This window comes from Agrobacterium tumefaciens str. B6 (assembly GCF_001541315.1).
Classification (GTDB): Bacteria; Pseudomonadota; Alphaproteobacteria; order Rhizobiales; family Rhizobiaceae; genus Agrobacterium; species Agrobacterium radiobacter.
On record NZ_LMVK01000023.1, the window covers coordinates 219,007 to 235,740 of the forward strand.

General features: G+C 60.8%; 12 protein-coding genes. 9 read left to right on the forward strand and 3 right to left on the reverse strand.

The genetic code is table 11. From position 1 onward, the window contains the following. Positions 1-75: 75 nt before the first annotated feature. Positions 76-1,308: an ABC transporter substrate-binding protein gene (locus tag ASB65_RS17120; protein ID WP_020811968.1), complete on the reverse strand. Its 1,233-nt coding sequence runs from the start codon at positions 1,306-1,308 to the stop codon at positions 76-78. A 222-nt stretch (positions 1,309-1,530) separates the two neighbouring features. Between ASB65_RS17120 and ASB65_RS17125 the strand changes: the two genes are divergently transcribed. Then, on the forward strand, positions 1,531-2,253 hold the full coding sequence (locus tag ASB65_RS17125; RefSeq protein ID WP_060724793.1) for a type II CAAX prenyl endopeptidase Rce1 family protein: 723 nt from the start codon (positions 1,531-1,533) through the stop codon (positions 2,251-2,253). A gap of 65 nt (positions 2,254-2,318) precedes the next feature. On the opposite strand, the gene ASB65_RS17130 is transcribed toward ASB65_RS17125, so the two are convergent. Together ASB65_RS17130 and ASB65_RS17135 are read right to left on the reverse strand one after the other, a co-directional pair. Then, positions 2,319-3,749, reverse strand: coding sequence for a mannose-1-phosphate guanylyltransferase/mannose-6-phosphate isomerase (locus ASB65_RS17130; protein ID WP_020811966.1), 1,431 nt, complete (start codon positions 3,747-3,749; stop codon positions 2,319-2,321). 281 nt (positions 3,750-4,030) lie between these two features. Next, entirely contained in the window at positions 4,031-6,460 is a 2,430-nt protein-coding gene (locus tag ASB65_RS17135; protein WP_060724794.1) for a glucose/quinate/shikimate family membrane-bound PQQ-dependent dehydrogenase, read from the reverse strand. Between the two features lie 325 nt (positions 6,461-6,785). Between ASB65_RS17135 and ASB65_RS17140 the strand changes: the two genes are divergently transcribed. From ASB65_RS17140 to ASB65_RS17175, 8 genes are all read left to right on the forward strand, one after another. Then, positions 6,786-7,760 carry a LysR family transcriptional regulator gene (locus ASB65_RS17140; RefSeq protein ID WP_060724979.1) on the forward strand — a complete coding sequence of 325 codons (975 nt, stop codon included), beginning with the start codon at positions 6,786-6,788 and terminating at the stop codon, positions 7,758-7,760. Positions 7,761-7,919: 159 nt separating this feature from the next. Next, positions 7,920-10,208: an NADP-dependent malic enzyme gene (locus ASB65_RS17145; RefSeq protein ID WP_060724795.1), complete on the forward strand. Its 2,289-nt coding sequence runs from the start codon at positions 7,920-7,922 to the stop codon at positions 10,206-10,208. 306 nt (positions 10,209-10,514) lie between these two features. Next, the gene (locus ASB65_RS17150; RefSeq protein WP_003510308.1) at positions 10,515-11,354 is read left to right on the forward strand and encodes a transporter substrate-binding domain-containing protein; all 840 of its coding nucleotides are present in this window, start codon (positions 10,515-10,517) and stop codon (positions 11,352-11,354) included. A 279-nt stretch (positions 11,355-11,633) separates the two neighbouring features. Further along, entirely contained in the window at positions 11,634-12,377 is a 744-nt protein-coding gene (locus ASB65_RS17155; RefSeq protein ID WP_060724796.1) for an amino acid ABC transporter permease, read from the forward strand. Beyond that, the gene (locus ASB65_RS17160) at positions 12,374-13,156 is read left to right on the forward strand and encodes an amino acid ABC transporter permease (RefSeq protein ID WP_020811963.1); all 783 of its coding nucleotides are present in this window, start codon (positions 12,374-12,376) and stop codon (positions 13,154-13,156) included. Before ASB65_RS17155 ends, ASB65_RS17160 begins: the two co-directional genes overlap by 4 nt. A 12-nt stretch (positions 13,157-13,168) precedes the next feature. After that, positions 13,169-13,969, forward strand: a complete 801-nt coding sequence (locus ASB65_RS17165) for an amino acid ABC transporter ATP-binding protein (protein WP_003510314.1) — start codon at positions 13,169-13,171, stop codon at positions 13,967-13,969. Positions 13,970-13,973: 4 nt separating this feature from the next. After that, positions 13,974-15,320 (forward strand): MmgE/PrpD family protein, encoded by a 1,347-nt coding sequence (locus ASB65_RS17170; RefSeq protein ID WP_060724797.1) that lies wholly within the window; start codon positions 13,974-13,976, stop codon positions 15,318-15,320. A gap of 18 nt (positions 15,321-15,338) precedes the next feature. Next, complete coding sequence (locus ASB65_RS17175) at positions 15,339-16,658, forward strand: LLM class flavin-dependent oxidoreductase (protein WP_060724798.1); 1,320 nt, start codon at positions 15,339-15,341, stop codon at positions 16,656-16,658. The last annotated feature ends 76 nt before the right edge of the window (positions 16,659-16,734 follow it).

Sequence of the window (16,734 nt, forward strand, 5' to 3'; positions counted from 1 at the left end):
TGCCAACTGTTCTGGCGCAAGCCGGACGTTGGAAAGGGGAGCAGCGAACCGCTCCCCGATCCGGAGAGATTACAATCAGTCAGCCGAACCGATAATGTCCGCGAAGCGCTTCTGCCCGTCTTCCGCCGACATCGAGCCCGCGAAGAACTCCGCCATCAGGTCTTCCTTCTGTTTCTGCGTATCGGCAGAAATCAGCTGGTCGGTGCTGGTCAGCGCATTGCCTTTGGCCAGAATTGCCAGACCCTTTTTCATGCAGTCATTGGCTGCATTGAGGTCGACGTCGCCGCGGATCGGCAGCGAGCCTTTTTTCAGGTTAAAGGCCACCTGCGTTTTCGGATCAACAATGGTTGCGGCAAGAACGTCCTGCGCCTTGGTTTTCGCCTCGTCTTTCAAAACAGGGAAATAAAAGGCGTCGCCACCCGTGGTGAGGTATTCACTGAGACCCAGACCGGGAAGGCAGGAATAGTCCGTGCCGGCTTTCTGATTGGCAAGCTGGAATTCGCCCTGTGCCCAGTCGCCCATGATCTGGCCGCCGGCCTTGCCCGTTATCACCATATTCGTGGCCTGATTCCAGTCCTGAACATTGGTGCCCTTGGCCATGTCGCGGGCCTCGACGGCAGCTGCGAAAATCTTCGCCATATCAGGACCGGCTGCCGCTTCGGCATCCTTGTCGCCATAGACCTTCTGATAAAGGTCCTTGCCGCCAATCGAAAGCGTCAGCGTGTCGAACAGGCCGTTCGCCTGCCATGCCTGGCCGCCAAGCGCGAGCGGCTGGATGCCCGCCTTTTTCAGCGCCGGTGCGGCTGCGACGAATTCCGTCCAGTTCTTCGGAACCTCTACGCCCGCCTTTTTGAAGGCCGCATTGGAAAGCCACAGCCATTGCCAGGAATGGATATTGACCGGCGCACAATAAATCTTGCCGTCGATGGTGCAGCTGTCGAGCAGGCTTGCCGGCTTGATCACATCTTTCCAGTTACCCTTTGCGGCAACATCGGAAAGATCGCGCATCAGGCCTGCCTGGACAAGCTCTTCCGCCTGCCGGCCGTGGTTGAACTGGGTGGCACCCATCGGGTCGCCACCGGTGATGCGGCTGATCATGATCGGCCGGGCCGTGCCGCCCGAACCGGCAATCGCGCCGTCCACCCATTTATTGCCGGTCGCGTCGAAAGCCTTGGCCAGTTCGGCGACGGCAGCGGCTTCGCCGCCCGATGTCCACCAATGGGTCACCTCAAGATCGGTGGCCCCGGCAATACCCGCCGGAATCATGACGCTGGCCAGAAAAGCCGCAGAAATAACACGCATTCGCATGAGTCTCCTCCCTCACTGAAACGTTGCAGTTGGAACGTATGCGAAGATTTTTGATTAGGCAACCGCCTAAAATACGAATCTCGCCACCACCGTCAGGAGGCATTTCGAACGGGCAGGAAATATGCCGAACAGCCAGGCGACGCAGGGGATTGGACCGCGTAATCCAAACGCAATGCCGGTCATTTACAGACCCCATGGTGAGGAAAACAGGCGAAAGAGACCATGAAACGCTGGCATATTCTTTTGATCATCGGACTGACCGGTGTCGCATCGCTTTTACTGGCAACGTTTGAGCAGCTTATACCGGGGCAGCAAGCTTCATTGGCTATGCGCCTGCTGATCCTCGTCCAGCCGGCAATCCTGACCGTTACAGCGGTGGCAACCGGTCAGGCTCTTGCCGCGAAACTCGGGCTTGGCGCCCCGTTGATCGATAGCTGGTTGCAGGGTGACAATACGCGCGCAGTGCTGCGAAGACAGTTGCCGCCTGCGCTTGCGGCGGGCATTGCCGTCGCCGTGTTGATGATCATCTATTCGTCGGTGATCCTGCCCCTGATCACGGATGCGGCAACCCTGGCAAAAATGACCAGATTTGACGTCCCGCTGGCGACCCGGATTTTATATGGCGGCATCACGGAAGAGCTGCTGACCCGGTGGGGCCTGATGTCGTTTTTCGCATGGGCCCTCTGGCGCATGACAGGAAGCGGGGAAATCCGATCATCTCTTGTATGGGCTGCCATCATAATCGCCGCAGCTCTCTTCGCCGCCGGCCATCTGCCGTTTCTGTTCACGATCGCCGCTCAGCCGCAACCGGCGCTCGTCCTTGCGGTGCTGCTCGGCAACTTTATTCCCGGCCTCATCTTCGGGTGGCTATTCTGGCGTCGGGGACTGGAAGCGGCGATACTGTCCCATGGCTTTGCCCATTGCGTGAACGCGCTGGCTGCCTGAACCAAAAAAGGCGAAGCGGACTTATGTCCACCTCGCCTTATGTTCCCTTTGCGTAGGCAGCGCCCCTATTGCCTCTTGTAATCATCCTCGATGCGGATGACATCGTCCTCGCCGATATAGGCCCCGGTCTGGATTTCGACCAGTTCGAGCGGAATCTGCCCCTCATTTGCCAGCCGGTGCGGCTGGCCGATCGGGATATAAACCGACTGGTTTTCCGTCAGCAGCCGGGTTTCCTCGCCGATCGTGACAGTCGCGGTTCCCTTCACGACGATCCAGTGTTCCGAGCGGTGATAGTGTTTCTGGAACGAAATGCGGTGGCCGGGATCGACCGTGATGTGGCCCACCCGGTAACGCTCGTCCACATACATGTGTTCGATATAACCCCAGGGGCGATAGACGCGCTTGTGGGTCTGCGTCTGTGGCGCGTGCTCGCTGTCCTTCAGCTTTTCCACCAGACCCTTCACATCCTGCACCCGGTTTTTCGGCACCACCAGAACCGCATCCTTGGTGGCCACCACCACCATGTCCTTCGCGCCCACCACCGTCGTCAGCAATTGCGTGGAGTGGATGAGGCAGCCTTCGGAATCGATGAAGACGCCGTTACCTTCCAGTGCGTTGTCGTTGCCGCGCTTGTCGGCAATCTCCCAGATCGCATCCCAGCTGCCGATATCCGACCAGCGGAAATGGCCGTGCACCACCGCCATACGCTTGGTCTTCTCGATCACCGCATAGTCGATGGAGTTTTTCGGGGAAGCCTCGAAGCTTTCCTGATGCAGGCGCACGAAACCGAGGTCGCTTTCATATTGCTCGACCGCCTGCGTCACCGCGGCAAGGATCTCCGGCGCGAAGGCCTTCAGTTCGGCGATCATCACATCGGAACGGAACAGGAAGTTACCGGAGTTCCAGAGATAACCTTTTTCCAAGTAGGAGATCGCCGTCTTCACATCCGGCTTCTCGACAAAAGCATCGACGGTGCTGAGGTCTTCCTCGCCGTCGATCGCCTCGCCCGGTTTGATATAACCGTAGGAGGTACGCGGCTCGGTCGGCACGAGGCCGAAGACGACGATATTGCCCTGATCGGCGGCTTTTGCGCCGAGCTTCACGGCATCGGAAAACTTTTGGGCATCGAGCACCACATGGTCGGCGGCAAGCGCCAGCACCAGGCATCCGGGCTCGCGGCGCTCGGCAAGCACGGCGGCGGCGGCCATCGCGGCGGCGCTGTCGCGGCGGGCGGGCTCAAGCACCACCGTTGCCGGCAGATCGATCTCTTCCGCCTGGCGCCGAGCGAAGAAACGGAAATCCTCGTTGGTGATCACAAGCGGTTCGGCATAAAGGCTCTTGTCGCCCACCCGCTGCAGCGTCTGCTGATAGGTCGAAAGATTGCCGACCAGCGGCTGGAACTGCTTGGGCAACTGATCGCGCGATACCGGCCAAAGCCGGGAACCAGCACCGCCGGCAAGAAGAACCGGCGTGATCTTTCGAGATTGTTCCTTCACAACAAAACCTTTCCAACTCTAAAAATTTCCCGGCGCGCCGGACAATATACATATTTCGAAATGCCGCCATCATCGGTTCACGGGCGGATAAGCGCAAGCTCATAAATTCGCCTTGTGAAAGCTTGGTGAACGGCGGGGTGTTTGCCGGCAGGACCGTTTTCCTAACGCAAGGGCGAGCGCGAGGTTCCGCACGGAATGGCCTCGCACTCCGGCCAAAGGCAAAGAAAAACCCCGGGGACCATGCCCCGGGGTTCCTTTTTCAGAGTGATAAACCGCCAAGATCAATCCGGCAGCGCATAGGCGATCACATAGTCGCCGCGATCGGGCGACTGGCGCGCACCACCGGCCGAGATGACGACATATTGCTTGCCGGTCTTCGGAGACTTGTAGCTCATCGGACCCCCTTGGCTGCCGACCGGAAGGCGGGTCTTCCAGACTTCCTTGCCGGTCGCCGTATCGAAGGCGCGCAGATAATAATCCTGCGTGCCGGCGATGAAGACGAGACCGCCCTGTGTGGCAAGCGTGCCGCCAAGCGTCGGCATGCCGATCGGGATTGGCAGGCCCATCTTGATGCCGAGCGGCCCGGTATCCTCGACGGTACCAACAGGCACCTGCCACTTGATCTTCTGGGTCTTCATGTCGATCGCGGTCATCGTGCCATAGGGCGGAGCCTGGCAGGGAATGCCGAGAGCCGAAAGGAAACGGTTCTTGTCGACGGCATAGGGCGTACCCTTCATAGGCACGAGGCCCATGCCGGTATTAACGCTTTCGCCGCCGCTTGCCGTTGCCTTGCTGGGTGCGGCTTCCTTCATCTGAATCCAGAGACCGAGGCGCATGTCATTGACGAAAATGGTGTTCGTCGTCGGGTCAGTCGAAAGACCGCCCCAGTTCATGCCGCCGAGCGAACCCGGGAATGACAGGGAGAGGTCCGTACCCGGCGCCGTATAAAGCCCCTCGTAGCGCATTCCCTTGAAGGCAATACGGCAAAGAAGCTGGTCAAACGGAGTGGCGCCCCACATATCCGCTTCCGTCAGGGTCTGCGCACCGATCTCGGGCATGCCGACCGAGCGCGGCTGTGTCGGCGCATAGGGCTCGTTCGGAATATTGGCGGGTTTGACCGGAACTTCTTCAACCTTCGTCAGCGGCTGGCCGGTCGCCCGGTCGAGAACATAGATCTGCGCCGCCTTGGTGCCGAAGACCAGTGCCGGAACAGTCGTTCCATCCGCTTTTGGGAAATCGATGAAGCTTGGCTGCATCGGCACGTCGAAGTCCCAGAGGTCGTTATGAACCGTCTGATAGACCCATTTTTCCCGGCCGGTAGTGGCATCGAGCGCCAGCATCGAAGCACCATATTTATGGTCGAGCGGCGTGCGCGTCGCGCCATACAAGTCCACCGAAGGGCTGCCGACCGGCATGAAGACCGTGTTCAGCTCCGGATCGTAAGACATGGACGCCCAGACGTTGGGCGTGGAACGCGTGTAGGTCTGCCCTTCGGGCGGCAGTCCGGTGATCTCGGGGTTGCCGGGATCGAAGGCCCAGCGGAGCGCGCCGGTCACCACATCGAAACCGCGCATGACACCACCAGGCATATCCACCTGTACGTTGTCGGCGATACGGCCGCCGACAACGACGGTCGTTCCCGCCAGTGTAGGCGCCGAGGTCAGCACATATTGCGGGTCCGGCGCATTGCCGAGACCGATCTTCAGATCGACACGGCCATTGTTGCCGAAGTCAGGGCAAAACGCGCCGGTGTCGGCATCAAGCGCAATCAGTTCCGCATTGATGGTGTTCATCAGAATACGGCGCTGGCAAAGCGCGCCTTCGGCAACCACCGCCGGCGTGACAGGCGTTGAGCCCGGTGCGGTCGGCTGCTTCAGCGGCGCCTTGGCATCGAAATAGGCAAGACCGCGGCAGCGCATCCAGACGGAGGATTTCGCGTTGATTTCCGTCTTCCATTTCTCAGCGCCGGTATCGGCATCGAGAGCGATGACATTGTTGTGCGGCGTGCAAAGGAACACGGTGTCGCCAACCTGCAGCGGCGTTTCCTGATCTTCCGCACCATTCGCGCCGGGGCTGATCGGGGTGTCGCCGGTATGGTAAGTCCATGCGACTTCGAGGTTCTTGACGTTGTCACGGGTGATTTCGTCGAGCGCGACAAAGCGGCTGCCGCCGGATGTATTGCCGTAATGCTCCCAGTTCTTCTGCTCGGTTTCCGGGGTTACCGGCGTCAGCGCGGCCGCCTCACCATTGAAGGCGACGGTCGGATGCGGCACGAACATGCCGGCAAAACCTGCACCGGAAGCGATGGCGAGAATGGCGGCAATGGCAAAGGAAGTGCCATATGCCGGGGCCTTGCCTGCCGCACGGCGCAAAAGCGGATAGGAGAGCGCAACGACCGTGGCGCCGACACCTATCGCCAGAAGGCGGGAAATGAGCGGCCAGAAGTGCAATCCGGCTTCCCACACCGCCCAGGCGCCGGTGAGGACGACGACAAGGCCGAAGAGAAGCGCGCCGGCAGGCTTGCGCAACAGGATGAGCAGGCCGGAGACGATCAACGCGATGCCCGCCACAATGAAGTAAAGGCTGCCGCCGAGGGCCGCGAGCTGGCCGCCGCCAATGGCGAAGAACAGGCCTGCGGCAATGATGACCGCGCCGAGCACCAACAGCCATAATCTGGCTGGGAGCGATAGTGAAGTTGCTGGATTACCCATGAAAGAATGTCCGGTTAGAAGAGCCGCCAAAAAGGCTGAAGCCCGATGATCGTTCAGTGTCCGGCAAAGCCGGGACAGTTCGCGGCCATTGCGGCCAGGCGAAGATGCGCCGGAGGCGGCGCGGCTGAACGGGGAACAATGGTGGGGAAGACTTCCGTCGTGACTGTCATTTTGACCCATTCACTGCAGGTAACCGCCGGCCCCATGGACGGCGGACAAGGTGCTTGAACAAATCCTCCCCGGTTCGTATCGCCAATGCCCGCATAAGCGGCAAAGACGACCGAAACACTGGCTGCGGTATAACGTCGCCTGCGACAAGATGACAATGCGCAAGACGGGCAATTTTGATAAGCTATACTTATACCACCCCAAGCCCGACAACACAAAGACCTGTCCGCCGATGGATATTCGCCAACTCACAATATTCGTGGAAGCCGCAAGGGCCAGAAACTTTCGCGCCGCCGCCCTGCAGCTCGGCATCGCCCAGCCTGCCGTGACCCAGCGTATCCGGCAGCTGGAGGAAAATCTGGGCTTCAAGCTCTTTCACCGCATCAATCGCGGTGTGGAACTCACGCCTGCCGGCCAATCCATGCTCATCGAGGCGGAGGAAATCCTTGCCCGCACCAAAGGCGCGCTGGAAAAGGCGCAGCAGATCAGGCGCGGCCAGCTCGGAACGTTGCGCATCGGTTACGGCACCAGTGTAATGGCGGAGCGCAAACTGCCGGCGCTGATTACCCGCTATGGCGACGAACACCCTGATGTGACGCTTGAACTGTTGCCCGGCATGACGATGGAACAACTGATCGAGCAGGTGGCGACCCGCAAGACCGACGTTGCCTTCATTCGCGCCCCTCTTCCCTCGCTGCCGCAGACCTTGCGCGCCATGCCCTTTGATCGCTCGAAACTTTGCGTCGCCTTGCCGGAACGGCACGCACTCGCCCACCGCTCGCGGATTTCGGTCGGCGATATCGTGCGCGAAAAACTGCTGTTGCCGGTTGACGAGATTGGCCTTGGCCTCAGCAGCAGCGCGCTTTCGCTTTTTGAGGATGCCGGCTGCACGCCGGAAATCGGCATGCGTATCGCCAACGTCAATACGATCCTCGCACTCGTGGAGGCGGGTGCGGGCATTTCCATCCTGCCGGAAACCACCGTGCGTTCCGCAAGGGGCATTGCCGGCGTGCCACTGGAGAGCGCGGATGCGTGGTCCGATTGTGTGCTGGTCGTCAGGCGCGGCGCCCTCGCCCTGCATGTCGAAGCCTTTGTGAACATGGCACGTCAGGCCTATCGGCCGAGCCTCTGACACGAAAGACAGGAATTAATCGATTGAATCGGCCACAAATTTCATCACGCTTAAATTTGCTGCACTGAACAACATTCAAGGCTTGGCAGGCGCGCGAAAAATACAATAACAACGGCGGATATTTTTACACTATTATCGACAGGAAAGCACGCTCAGCCCATGTCCGACACGACGAAACCCGCCAGCACAAGAACATCGGTTACGGATCAGGAAGCCCTGGATTTCCACGCGGAAGGCAGACCGGGGAAACTGGAAATCACCCCGACCAAACCGATGGCGACGCAGCGGGATCTGTCGCTTGCCTATTCGCCTGGCGTGGCCGTACCGGTGAAAGCCATCGCCGAAAATCCGGCGACCGCTTACGACTACACCACGCGCGGCAACATGGTGGCGGTCATCTCCAACGGCACCGCCATCCTCGGTCTCGGCAATCTCGGCGCGCTCGCCTCCAAGCCGGTCATGGAGGGCAAGTCCGTTCTCTTCAAGCGCTTCGCCGACGTCGACTCCATCGATCTCGAGGTCGACACCGAAGACGCTGATGAATTTATCAATTGCGTGCGTTACCTCGGCCCCTCCTTCGGCGGCATCAATCTGGAAGACATCAAGGCGCCGGAATGTTTCATCATCGAAAGCCGCCTGCGCGAGCTGATGGATATTCCTGTTTTCCATGACGACCAGCACGGCACCGCCATCATCGCCGCCGCCGGCCTCATCAACGCCATCGAACTGACCGGGCGTGACTTCAAGACCACGAAGCTCGTCTGCAACGGCGCGGGTGCTGCGGCAATCGCCTGCATGGACCTCATCAAGGCGATGGGGTTCAACCCTGAAAACATCACGCTCTGCGATACCAAGGGCGTGATCTACCAGGGTCGCACCGAAGGCATGAACCAGTGGAAATCCGCGCACGCGGTAAAAACCAACAACCGCACGCTGGCCGAAGCCATGAAGGGTGCGGATGTGGTGTTCGGCCTGTCGCAGAAGGGCGCTTTCAGCGAAGAGATGATCCGCTCCATGGCGCCGAAGCCGATCATTTTCGCCATGGCCAACCCGGATCCGGAAATCACGCCGGAAGAAGTCACGCGCATTCGCGACGACGCCATCATGGCGACCGGCCGTTCGGATTACCCGAACCAGGTCAACAATGTCCTCGGCTTTCCCTATATCTTCCGCGGCGCACTCGATGTTCGCGCCAGCCAGATCAACGACGCGATGAAGATCGCCGCTGCACAGGCGCTCGCCGATCTGGCCCGCGAAGACGTGCCTGATGATGTGGCCGCCGCCTATCAGGGCAACCGTCCGCGTTTCGGATCGCAATATATCATTCCGGTTCCCTCCGACCCGCGCCTGACCCCGGCCATCCCGGTGGCCGGGGCGAAGGCCGCCATCGAAACCGGCGCCGCCCGCCGGGAGCTGCCCGATCTCGACGCCTATGCCCGCGAGCTTTCCGCCCGCCGCGACCCGATGGCATCGACCACGCAGCGCCTTTACGAGCGCGTGCGCCGCTCGCCGAAGCGCGTCGTCTTTGCGGAGGCAGAGGAAGAACAGGTCATGCGCGCGGCGATTTCGTTTACCGCGCAGGGGCTTGGCACCGCCATCCTGCTCGGCCGCGACGACATCATCAAGGCCAACGCGGAACGCGCCGGCATCGATCTCGACCGCGCCAATATCGAGATCACCAACGCCCGCCTCTCCACCCGTGTCGATGCCTATGTCGATTATCTCTATGCGCGGCTGCAACGCGGCGGTTTCCTGCTGCGTGACGTGCAGCGCCTGGTCCACAACGACCGCAACCATTTCGCGGCCTGCATGGTGGCGATGGGTGATGCGGACGCAGTGGTGACGGGCGTTACCCGCAATTATTCGACGGCGCTCGAGGATATCCGCCGCTGCATCAACACCAAGCCCGGCCACCGCGTCATCGGCGTTTCGCTGGTCGTTTCGCGCAACCGCACCGTCTTCGTGGCCGATACCGCCGTGCATGACATGCCGAATGCGGAGGACCTTGCCGACATCGCCGAAGAAGCAGCCCACCTTGCGCGCCGTTTCGGCTACGAGCCGCGCGTTGCCATGCTTGCCTATTCCACCTTCGGCCAGCCGACCGGCGAGCGCTCAGACAAAGTGCGCGAGGCCGTGAAAATCCTCGACAAGCGCAATGTCAATTTCGAGGTCGATGGCGAAATGTCGGCCGATGTGGCGCTCACCCATCACCGCATGCAGAGCCAGTATCCCTTCGCCCGGCTTTCCGGTCCGGCCAACGTGCTGGTCATGCCCGCCATCCATTCCGCCTCCATCTCCACCAAGATGCTGCAGGAACTGGGCGGCGCGACCGTCATCGGCCCGCTTCTTGTCGGCCTCGACAAGTCGGTGCAGATCACCTCGATGGGCGCGAAGGACAGCGATATCGTCAACATGGCGGCAATCGCGGCCTATAACGCCGGTCGTTGAGACAGGCTGGGACGTTGCAGCACGTTTCTTCTCCCCGGCGGGGAGAAGAAACAAGCCGGATGCGCTCGCTCCGCATATGGCCATCCGGTCCTCAGCAACATCTGGATTACTCTCCCGCCCCATGGCAGGACACGAAGCGGCGGGACAAAGAACAGGATTCTACGATTTCCGGTTATTAGGATATTTTTTCCGCTGAAAGACTTTCTTGGAACCCGTTTCTATTCATAGTATTTTTTGCGCAATGCCAATTCTCGCTCTTGGCGGGTGCCTCATGTAGTTTCCACCTACAATCAAAAGGAAATACCCATGGCCCTTTCTTTCTCCAGATTTGCCGCAAAACTCATCGCCGGAACCGTCGTCATCGCTTCGATGGCAACCGCCGCTCACGCGGATGCAACGCTCGACCGGATCAAGGGTCGCGGCAAGCTCACCGTCGGCGTCATCCTCTCCGGCGCGCCTTTCGGCTTTATCGATCCGAAGACGCAGGAGCAGAAGGGTCTCAACATCGACGTCGCCAAGGCGCTGGCCGCCGGTCTCGGCGTCGAACTGGTGACTGAGACCGTGACGCCGCCCAACCGCGTGCAGTTCCTGCAGCAGGGCAAGGTCGATATTCTGATCGCCAACATGCAGTACACCGAAGAGCGCGCCAAAACGCTCGATTATGTGCCCACCCCCTATGACCGCCAGGGCGGCGCCGCAATCGGCCGCAAGGACAGTGGCATCAAGGACTGGCCGGACCTGAAGGGCAAGATCGCCTGCGTTTCGCAAGGTTCCAACTACACGCAGCCGCTGATCGAACAATATGGCGCACAGGTAAAGGCGCTGCCGAGCCAGCCAGAATCGCTTCTGGCGCTGAAGGGCGGCAATTGCGATGTTTCCGTACACGTCAACGGTACGCTGAGCCTGATGCTTCAGGACCGCGCCGACGAGTGGAAAGATTACGGCATCCTGATCCCGACCGACCTCATCCCGTCGGATTCCGTCATCTGGCTGCGCAAGGGCGAGGCCGACACGCAGGCCGCTCTCGACAAGATTGTCAAGGAACTGCACGCTTCCGGCAAGATGATCGAATTCGCCAAGGCCAACCGCCTGCCCAGCATCGGTTATATGGAAGAGCAGAAGAAGAAGCTCTCCGCCGCGCAATAAGGACCGGGGCAACCCCGCTCGGGTCTGGGTCCAGCGCGATCTAGTCCTTGACCACGAGAGTCTCCTTCGCGGCGCGGACGTGCCGCGGCTGGATGCCGGATCATCCCCGGGCTTGTTCCGGGGACCGGCATGACGGAAAGGGCGGCGGCTATCATCGCGATTTCCCCCAACCATCAAGAACGGCCGGTTTCGCCTGCCGTTCTTTTCTGCTTTATAACAAGGCAGGCCATTCTGGCGCCGCCCGCCGGACGGCACCCGCAATAACAGCATGGATTTCCGATGCAGGATTCATTTACAGCGCGCTTCATAGAACTGGCCGCGCATCTCGGCCTTAACTATGACTTTCTGAACAGCGGTTACGAGGTTCAGATCTGGCTCGACGGCATGAAGATGACGTTGATCCTCGTCGCCGTCACCTTGCCGCTCAGCCTCGTCTTCGGTTTCATTTTCGCAGCCATGCTGACATCAGGCAAAACCTGGCTTGCCGGCCCCGTCCGCGCCTATGTGGAACTGACGCGCAACACGCCGACGCTGGTGCAGCTGATGTGCGGCTTTCTCGTGCTTAACATGCTGATTTCCAACGTACTCGGCGGCGCACAGAACAATCCGCTGACACCCTTCTTCTGGGTCGTTGCCATTACCGGCCTGCACATTGCCGCTTTCCACGCGGAAGCCTTGCGCGGCGGTATCGAGGCGGTGCCGGCCACTACCATCGAGGCGGCCCGCGCGATTGGTTTCAGCTCCTTCGAGATTTTACGCTATGTGGAGTTTCCGCTGGCGATCCGTACAGCGCTGCCCTCCATCATCAATAACCTCGTCAATCTGGTGAAGCTCACCACTGTCGGCTCGGCAATTGCAGTGGGTGAAATCACCTATGCCTCGATCCTGATCTGGACGCAGCGCGACAATGTGGTCGAGCTGATGATCGTCATCCTCATCTTCTTCAGCGTCATCAATTTTATCGTCGCAAAGGCCGGTCTGTGGCTTGAACGGCGTCTTGCGGTTCCGGGGTTCGGTCAATGAGTGCGGTGGTTTCTCCAACACAGGCGGTAAAGAAGCCGCCCTTCGGCACCATTCTGCTGCTCGGCGTGGCGATATCAGTCATCCTGTGGCTGATCCTCGATCCCTCGCTCGGCCAGGTGCTGCTGCAATGGCTGCCCTATCTGGCCAAGGGTTTTGCCATGAACGTGCTGATCAGCATCCTGGCGATCGCCATCGGCACCTTCATCGGCGTCCTGCTCGGCATCATGGAGCTTGCGCCCTACCGTCTCGTGCGCGCGCCGGCGCTGACCTATGTTCAGATCTTCCGCAACGCCCCGCATCTGGTGCTGATCTTTGCCGCGACCTACATCTTCCCCTTCGAGATCGTCGCTTTCGGCAATTACATCCCGTTTCCGGACTGGATCAAGGCCGTGGTCGGCCTTGCTATTCCGGCCAGCGCCCATATCGCCGAAATCACCCGCGGCGCCATCCAGTCCATTCCGACCGCACAATGGGAAGCGGCGCAGGGGCTCGGCTTCTCGCGCAACCAGACACTGCGCTGGATCATCCTGCCGCAATGCGTGAAGCGCTCGCTGCCGCCATGGATGAACCTCTATGCGTCGATCACCATGGGTACGGCGCTCGCCTCGCTGGTCGGCGTGCATGAGCTTCTGCATGCCGCGACAGACGCCAGCACCGCCGTGCAGCGCAACGATTTTACCGTCGTGGTCTATCTCACTGTCCTGATGGCGTTCTTCCTGTTCTGCTATCCCGTCTCCCGTTTCACGCAGCGCCTCGAGCGGCGCTTCGCCTCCCGCTGATTGGAACAAGCCATGTCCGCACCCGCACCACAAACCGCCGCAAAAGCTCTGGTCGAACTGGAAGGCATACACCTGTCCTTCGGTGACAATCAGGTCCTGAAGGGCATCGACCTCACGGTCAACAAAGGCGACGCCGTCTCCATCATCGGCCCTTCCGGCTCCGGCAAGTCCACCATCCTGCGCTGCATCAACGGCCTGCTCATTCCGCAATCGGGCAAGATCACCGTCGGCGGCACCCGTGTCGACCAGCTGAAGACCGAGGCTGAACGCATCGCACTGCGCAAGCGTATCGGCATCGTTTTCCAGCAGTTCAATCTCTTCCCGCATCTGACTGTCATGGAAAACATCACCATCGCACCAATCAAGATTCTCGGCACGCCGAAGGCTGAAGCCGAGCGCCATGCCCGCGAATTGCTGGAAAAAGTGCGCCTCTCCCAAAAAGTCGATGCCTATCCCGGCCAGCTTTCCGGCGGCCAGCAGCAGCGCGTGGCGATTGCCCGGGCGCTGGCCATGCGGCCGGAACTGGTGCTCTTCGATGAGGTCACCTCCGCGCTCGACCCGGAAACCGTGGGCGAGGTGCTCGCCGTCATCCGTGATCTCGTCAATGACGGTATGACCAGCATTCTCGTCACCCACGAAATGCGTTTTGCCGAAGAAATCAGTGATAATATCGTCTTCACCGAAAACGGCCTGATCGTCGATCAGGGCACGCCGGAGCACATCTTCTACAGGTCGACCAATCCCCGCATCAACGCCTTCGTCAAGGGTCTCGGAGGACAGGTAGCGCGGGTCGCTGACGGCGAAGGGATCTGATGTCATGACCGCCGACGAGAAACTCACGCTTCATCTGGCCGAGGCCATCGCTGCCTCCGATCCGTTGCGCGACGACGAGGCGGTTGCCATCGCCCGCACGGCGCTGATCGACTTTTTCGCCTGCGTACTGGGCGGCGCTGCGGATAGAAGCACGAAAATCCTGATCGACAGCTTTACACCGGGCGCGTCAGGCACGGCGGGTATTATCGGCCATGATCTGCGCACGGATGCCTTTACCGCAGCCCTCATCAACGGCCATGCGGGGCATGTGCTTGACTATGACGACGTCCATGGCAGCGTGCGCGGCCACCCGACCGTCGCCATCATTCCCGCTTTGCTGGCTATCGCGGTCGAGGAAGGCTCCACGGCGGACGCCTTCATCGCGGCCTATATCGTCGGGCTGGAAACCATGGCGCGTCTCGGCCTGTCGCTCGGAACCAAACACTACGAAAACGGCTTCCACGCCACCGCCACACTCGGCCCCATCGGCGCTGCGGCAGCAATTGCGCATATCCTGAAATTCGATCCTCAGACCACGGCCGTGGCGCTCGGCCTTGCCGCCACGCAATCGGCCGGACTTCGCCTGCAATTCGGTTATGAAGCCAAGCCGCTGCATGCCGGGCTTGCCACGCGTGCCGGCCTCACCGCCGCGCGGCTGGCGCGATCCGGTTTTCAGGGCGCGCCGGATTTTCTGGAAAATCCCATCGGCTTTTATTCCGCTTTCGCCTTCGGTGCAGAACAGCCGAAACGCGTTCTCTCCGGCTGGGGCGCACCCTGGCAGATCGTCTCGCCCGGCCTCACCCTCAAGGCCTTTCCCTGCTGCACCGCGAGCCATCCCGTTGCCGTCGGTGCGCTGGCGCTCCGCAACAGCAATGGTCTGACACCGGATGAGGTCGAGGCGGTCACCATCACCTTCCCGCCCGGTGGCGATGCCGCGCTCGTTGGACCGGCCACGCCCACCACCGGCATCGATGCGCGCTTCAGCGCCGAATATGTCTTTGCCGCAGCACTGACAGATGGAGCACTCGGGATCGGCCATTTCAACGAGCACCCGACACGCGCCGACCTGCTTGCCCTTTCCGCCAAGATCTCACGCCGGCATGATGAGACCGCCCGCCGCCTCTCGCCCGATCCCACCACCCGTTTCGTGGTCATCGACGTAACGAAGAAGGACGGCACGGTGCTCTCGCGCCGTGTCGACGGCCTCCCCGGCATTGATGACCCGACCGAAAAATTTGCCGACGCGACCGGCGGCAATGAAAAATTCGCCAGCATTCCGGCACTGGTGCGGTCCATGAAAACCGCAGCCGACCTCAGGAAGCTTGAAACGCTTCTGGTATCGCAAATATAACTCGACTGACATGAGGGCATGATCCCCATGACCACCACGACACGCAAAAGACAGATGCATCTCGGCCTTTTCCTGCAGGGCGCCGGGCACCACGTTTCCGGCTGGCGTCACCCCGACGCGGAGGCCGGCAGCGAGAATTTCGATCTGCTCACCCGTGTTACGAAAATGGCCGAGGCGGCGAAATTCGACATGGTATTCCTCGCCGACGGCCTCACCAGCGGCGTCGACGCCCATCCGTCAATGATCGCGCGTTTCGAGCCGCTGACCCTGCTTGCCGCGCTTGCCATGGTCACCGACAAGATCGGGCTGGCCGCCACAGCCTCCACCACCTATGGCGAGCCGTACCACACCGCCCGCGCCTTCGCTTCCATCGACCATCTGAGCCACGGCCGCGCGGCGTGGAACATCGTCACCACCTCATACGCCCGCACGGCGGCGAATTTTTCCAAGGACCATCCTGAGCATGACGAGCGTTATGCCGTGGCGGAAGAATATGTGAATGTGGTGCGCGGCCTCTGGGACAGCTGGGATGACGATGCTTTCGTCAAGGACAAGCAGGCGGGCCGTTACGTCGATCCGGAAAAGGTCCATATCCTCAACCACGAAGGCAAATATTTCACGGTCAAGGGACCGCTCAATATCCCGCGCCCGCCGCGGGCCCCCCCGGTTCCCACCCAGGCCGGCCCCCCCGCCCCGGGACAGGATCCCGCCCCCCGCACCGCCGATATCGTCTTCACCGCCCAGCAGGCGATTTCCGAAGCGCAGGCTTTCTATACCAGCCTCAAGGCGCGCGTGGAAAAATTCGGCCGCGATCCGGCCAGCGTCGCCGTGATGCCCGGCTTCATGCCGATCATCGGCAGAAGCTTTGAAGAGGCCGGTGAAAAGCTGAAGGAACTGAACCGGTGGACGGATATCAAGAGCGCCATGCCGCTGCTTGAAGAACGCATCGGCCACAGCCTTGCCGATTACGATCTCGACGGCCCGCTGCCCGATCTGCCGATCTCCGACCAGCTGCGCAGCCGCGCCGAACTTCTGACAGAACTGGCGCGCCGCGAAAAGCTGACGATCCGGGAACTGGCGCTGCGTGTCGCCGCCGGCCGCGGCCACCACATCGTCATGGGCACGGCGAAAGACGTGGCCGACCGCATGCAGCAATGGTTCGAAAACGGCGCCGCCGACGGTTTCAACGTCATGCCGCCCTTCTTCCCCGGCGGGCTGGAGGAATTCAACCGCGAGGTCGTGCCGCTCCTGCAGGAACGCGGCCTGTTCCGCAAGGACTACGAAGGCTCGACCCTGCGCGACCATCTCGGTATCGCACGACCGGTTCTGCGGGGATAACCTTTGCGGATGCCCGATCAAAGGCATCCGCATCCGCCAAATCTGGTTAGTGCCCCTAAGAGGACCTGGGCCCGAT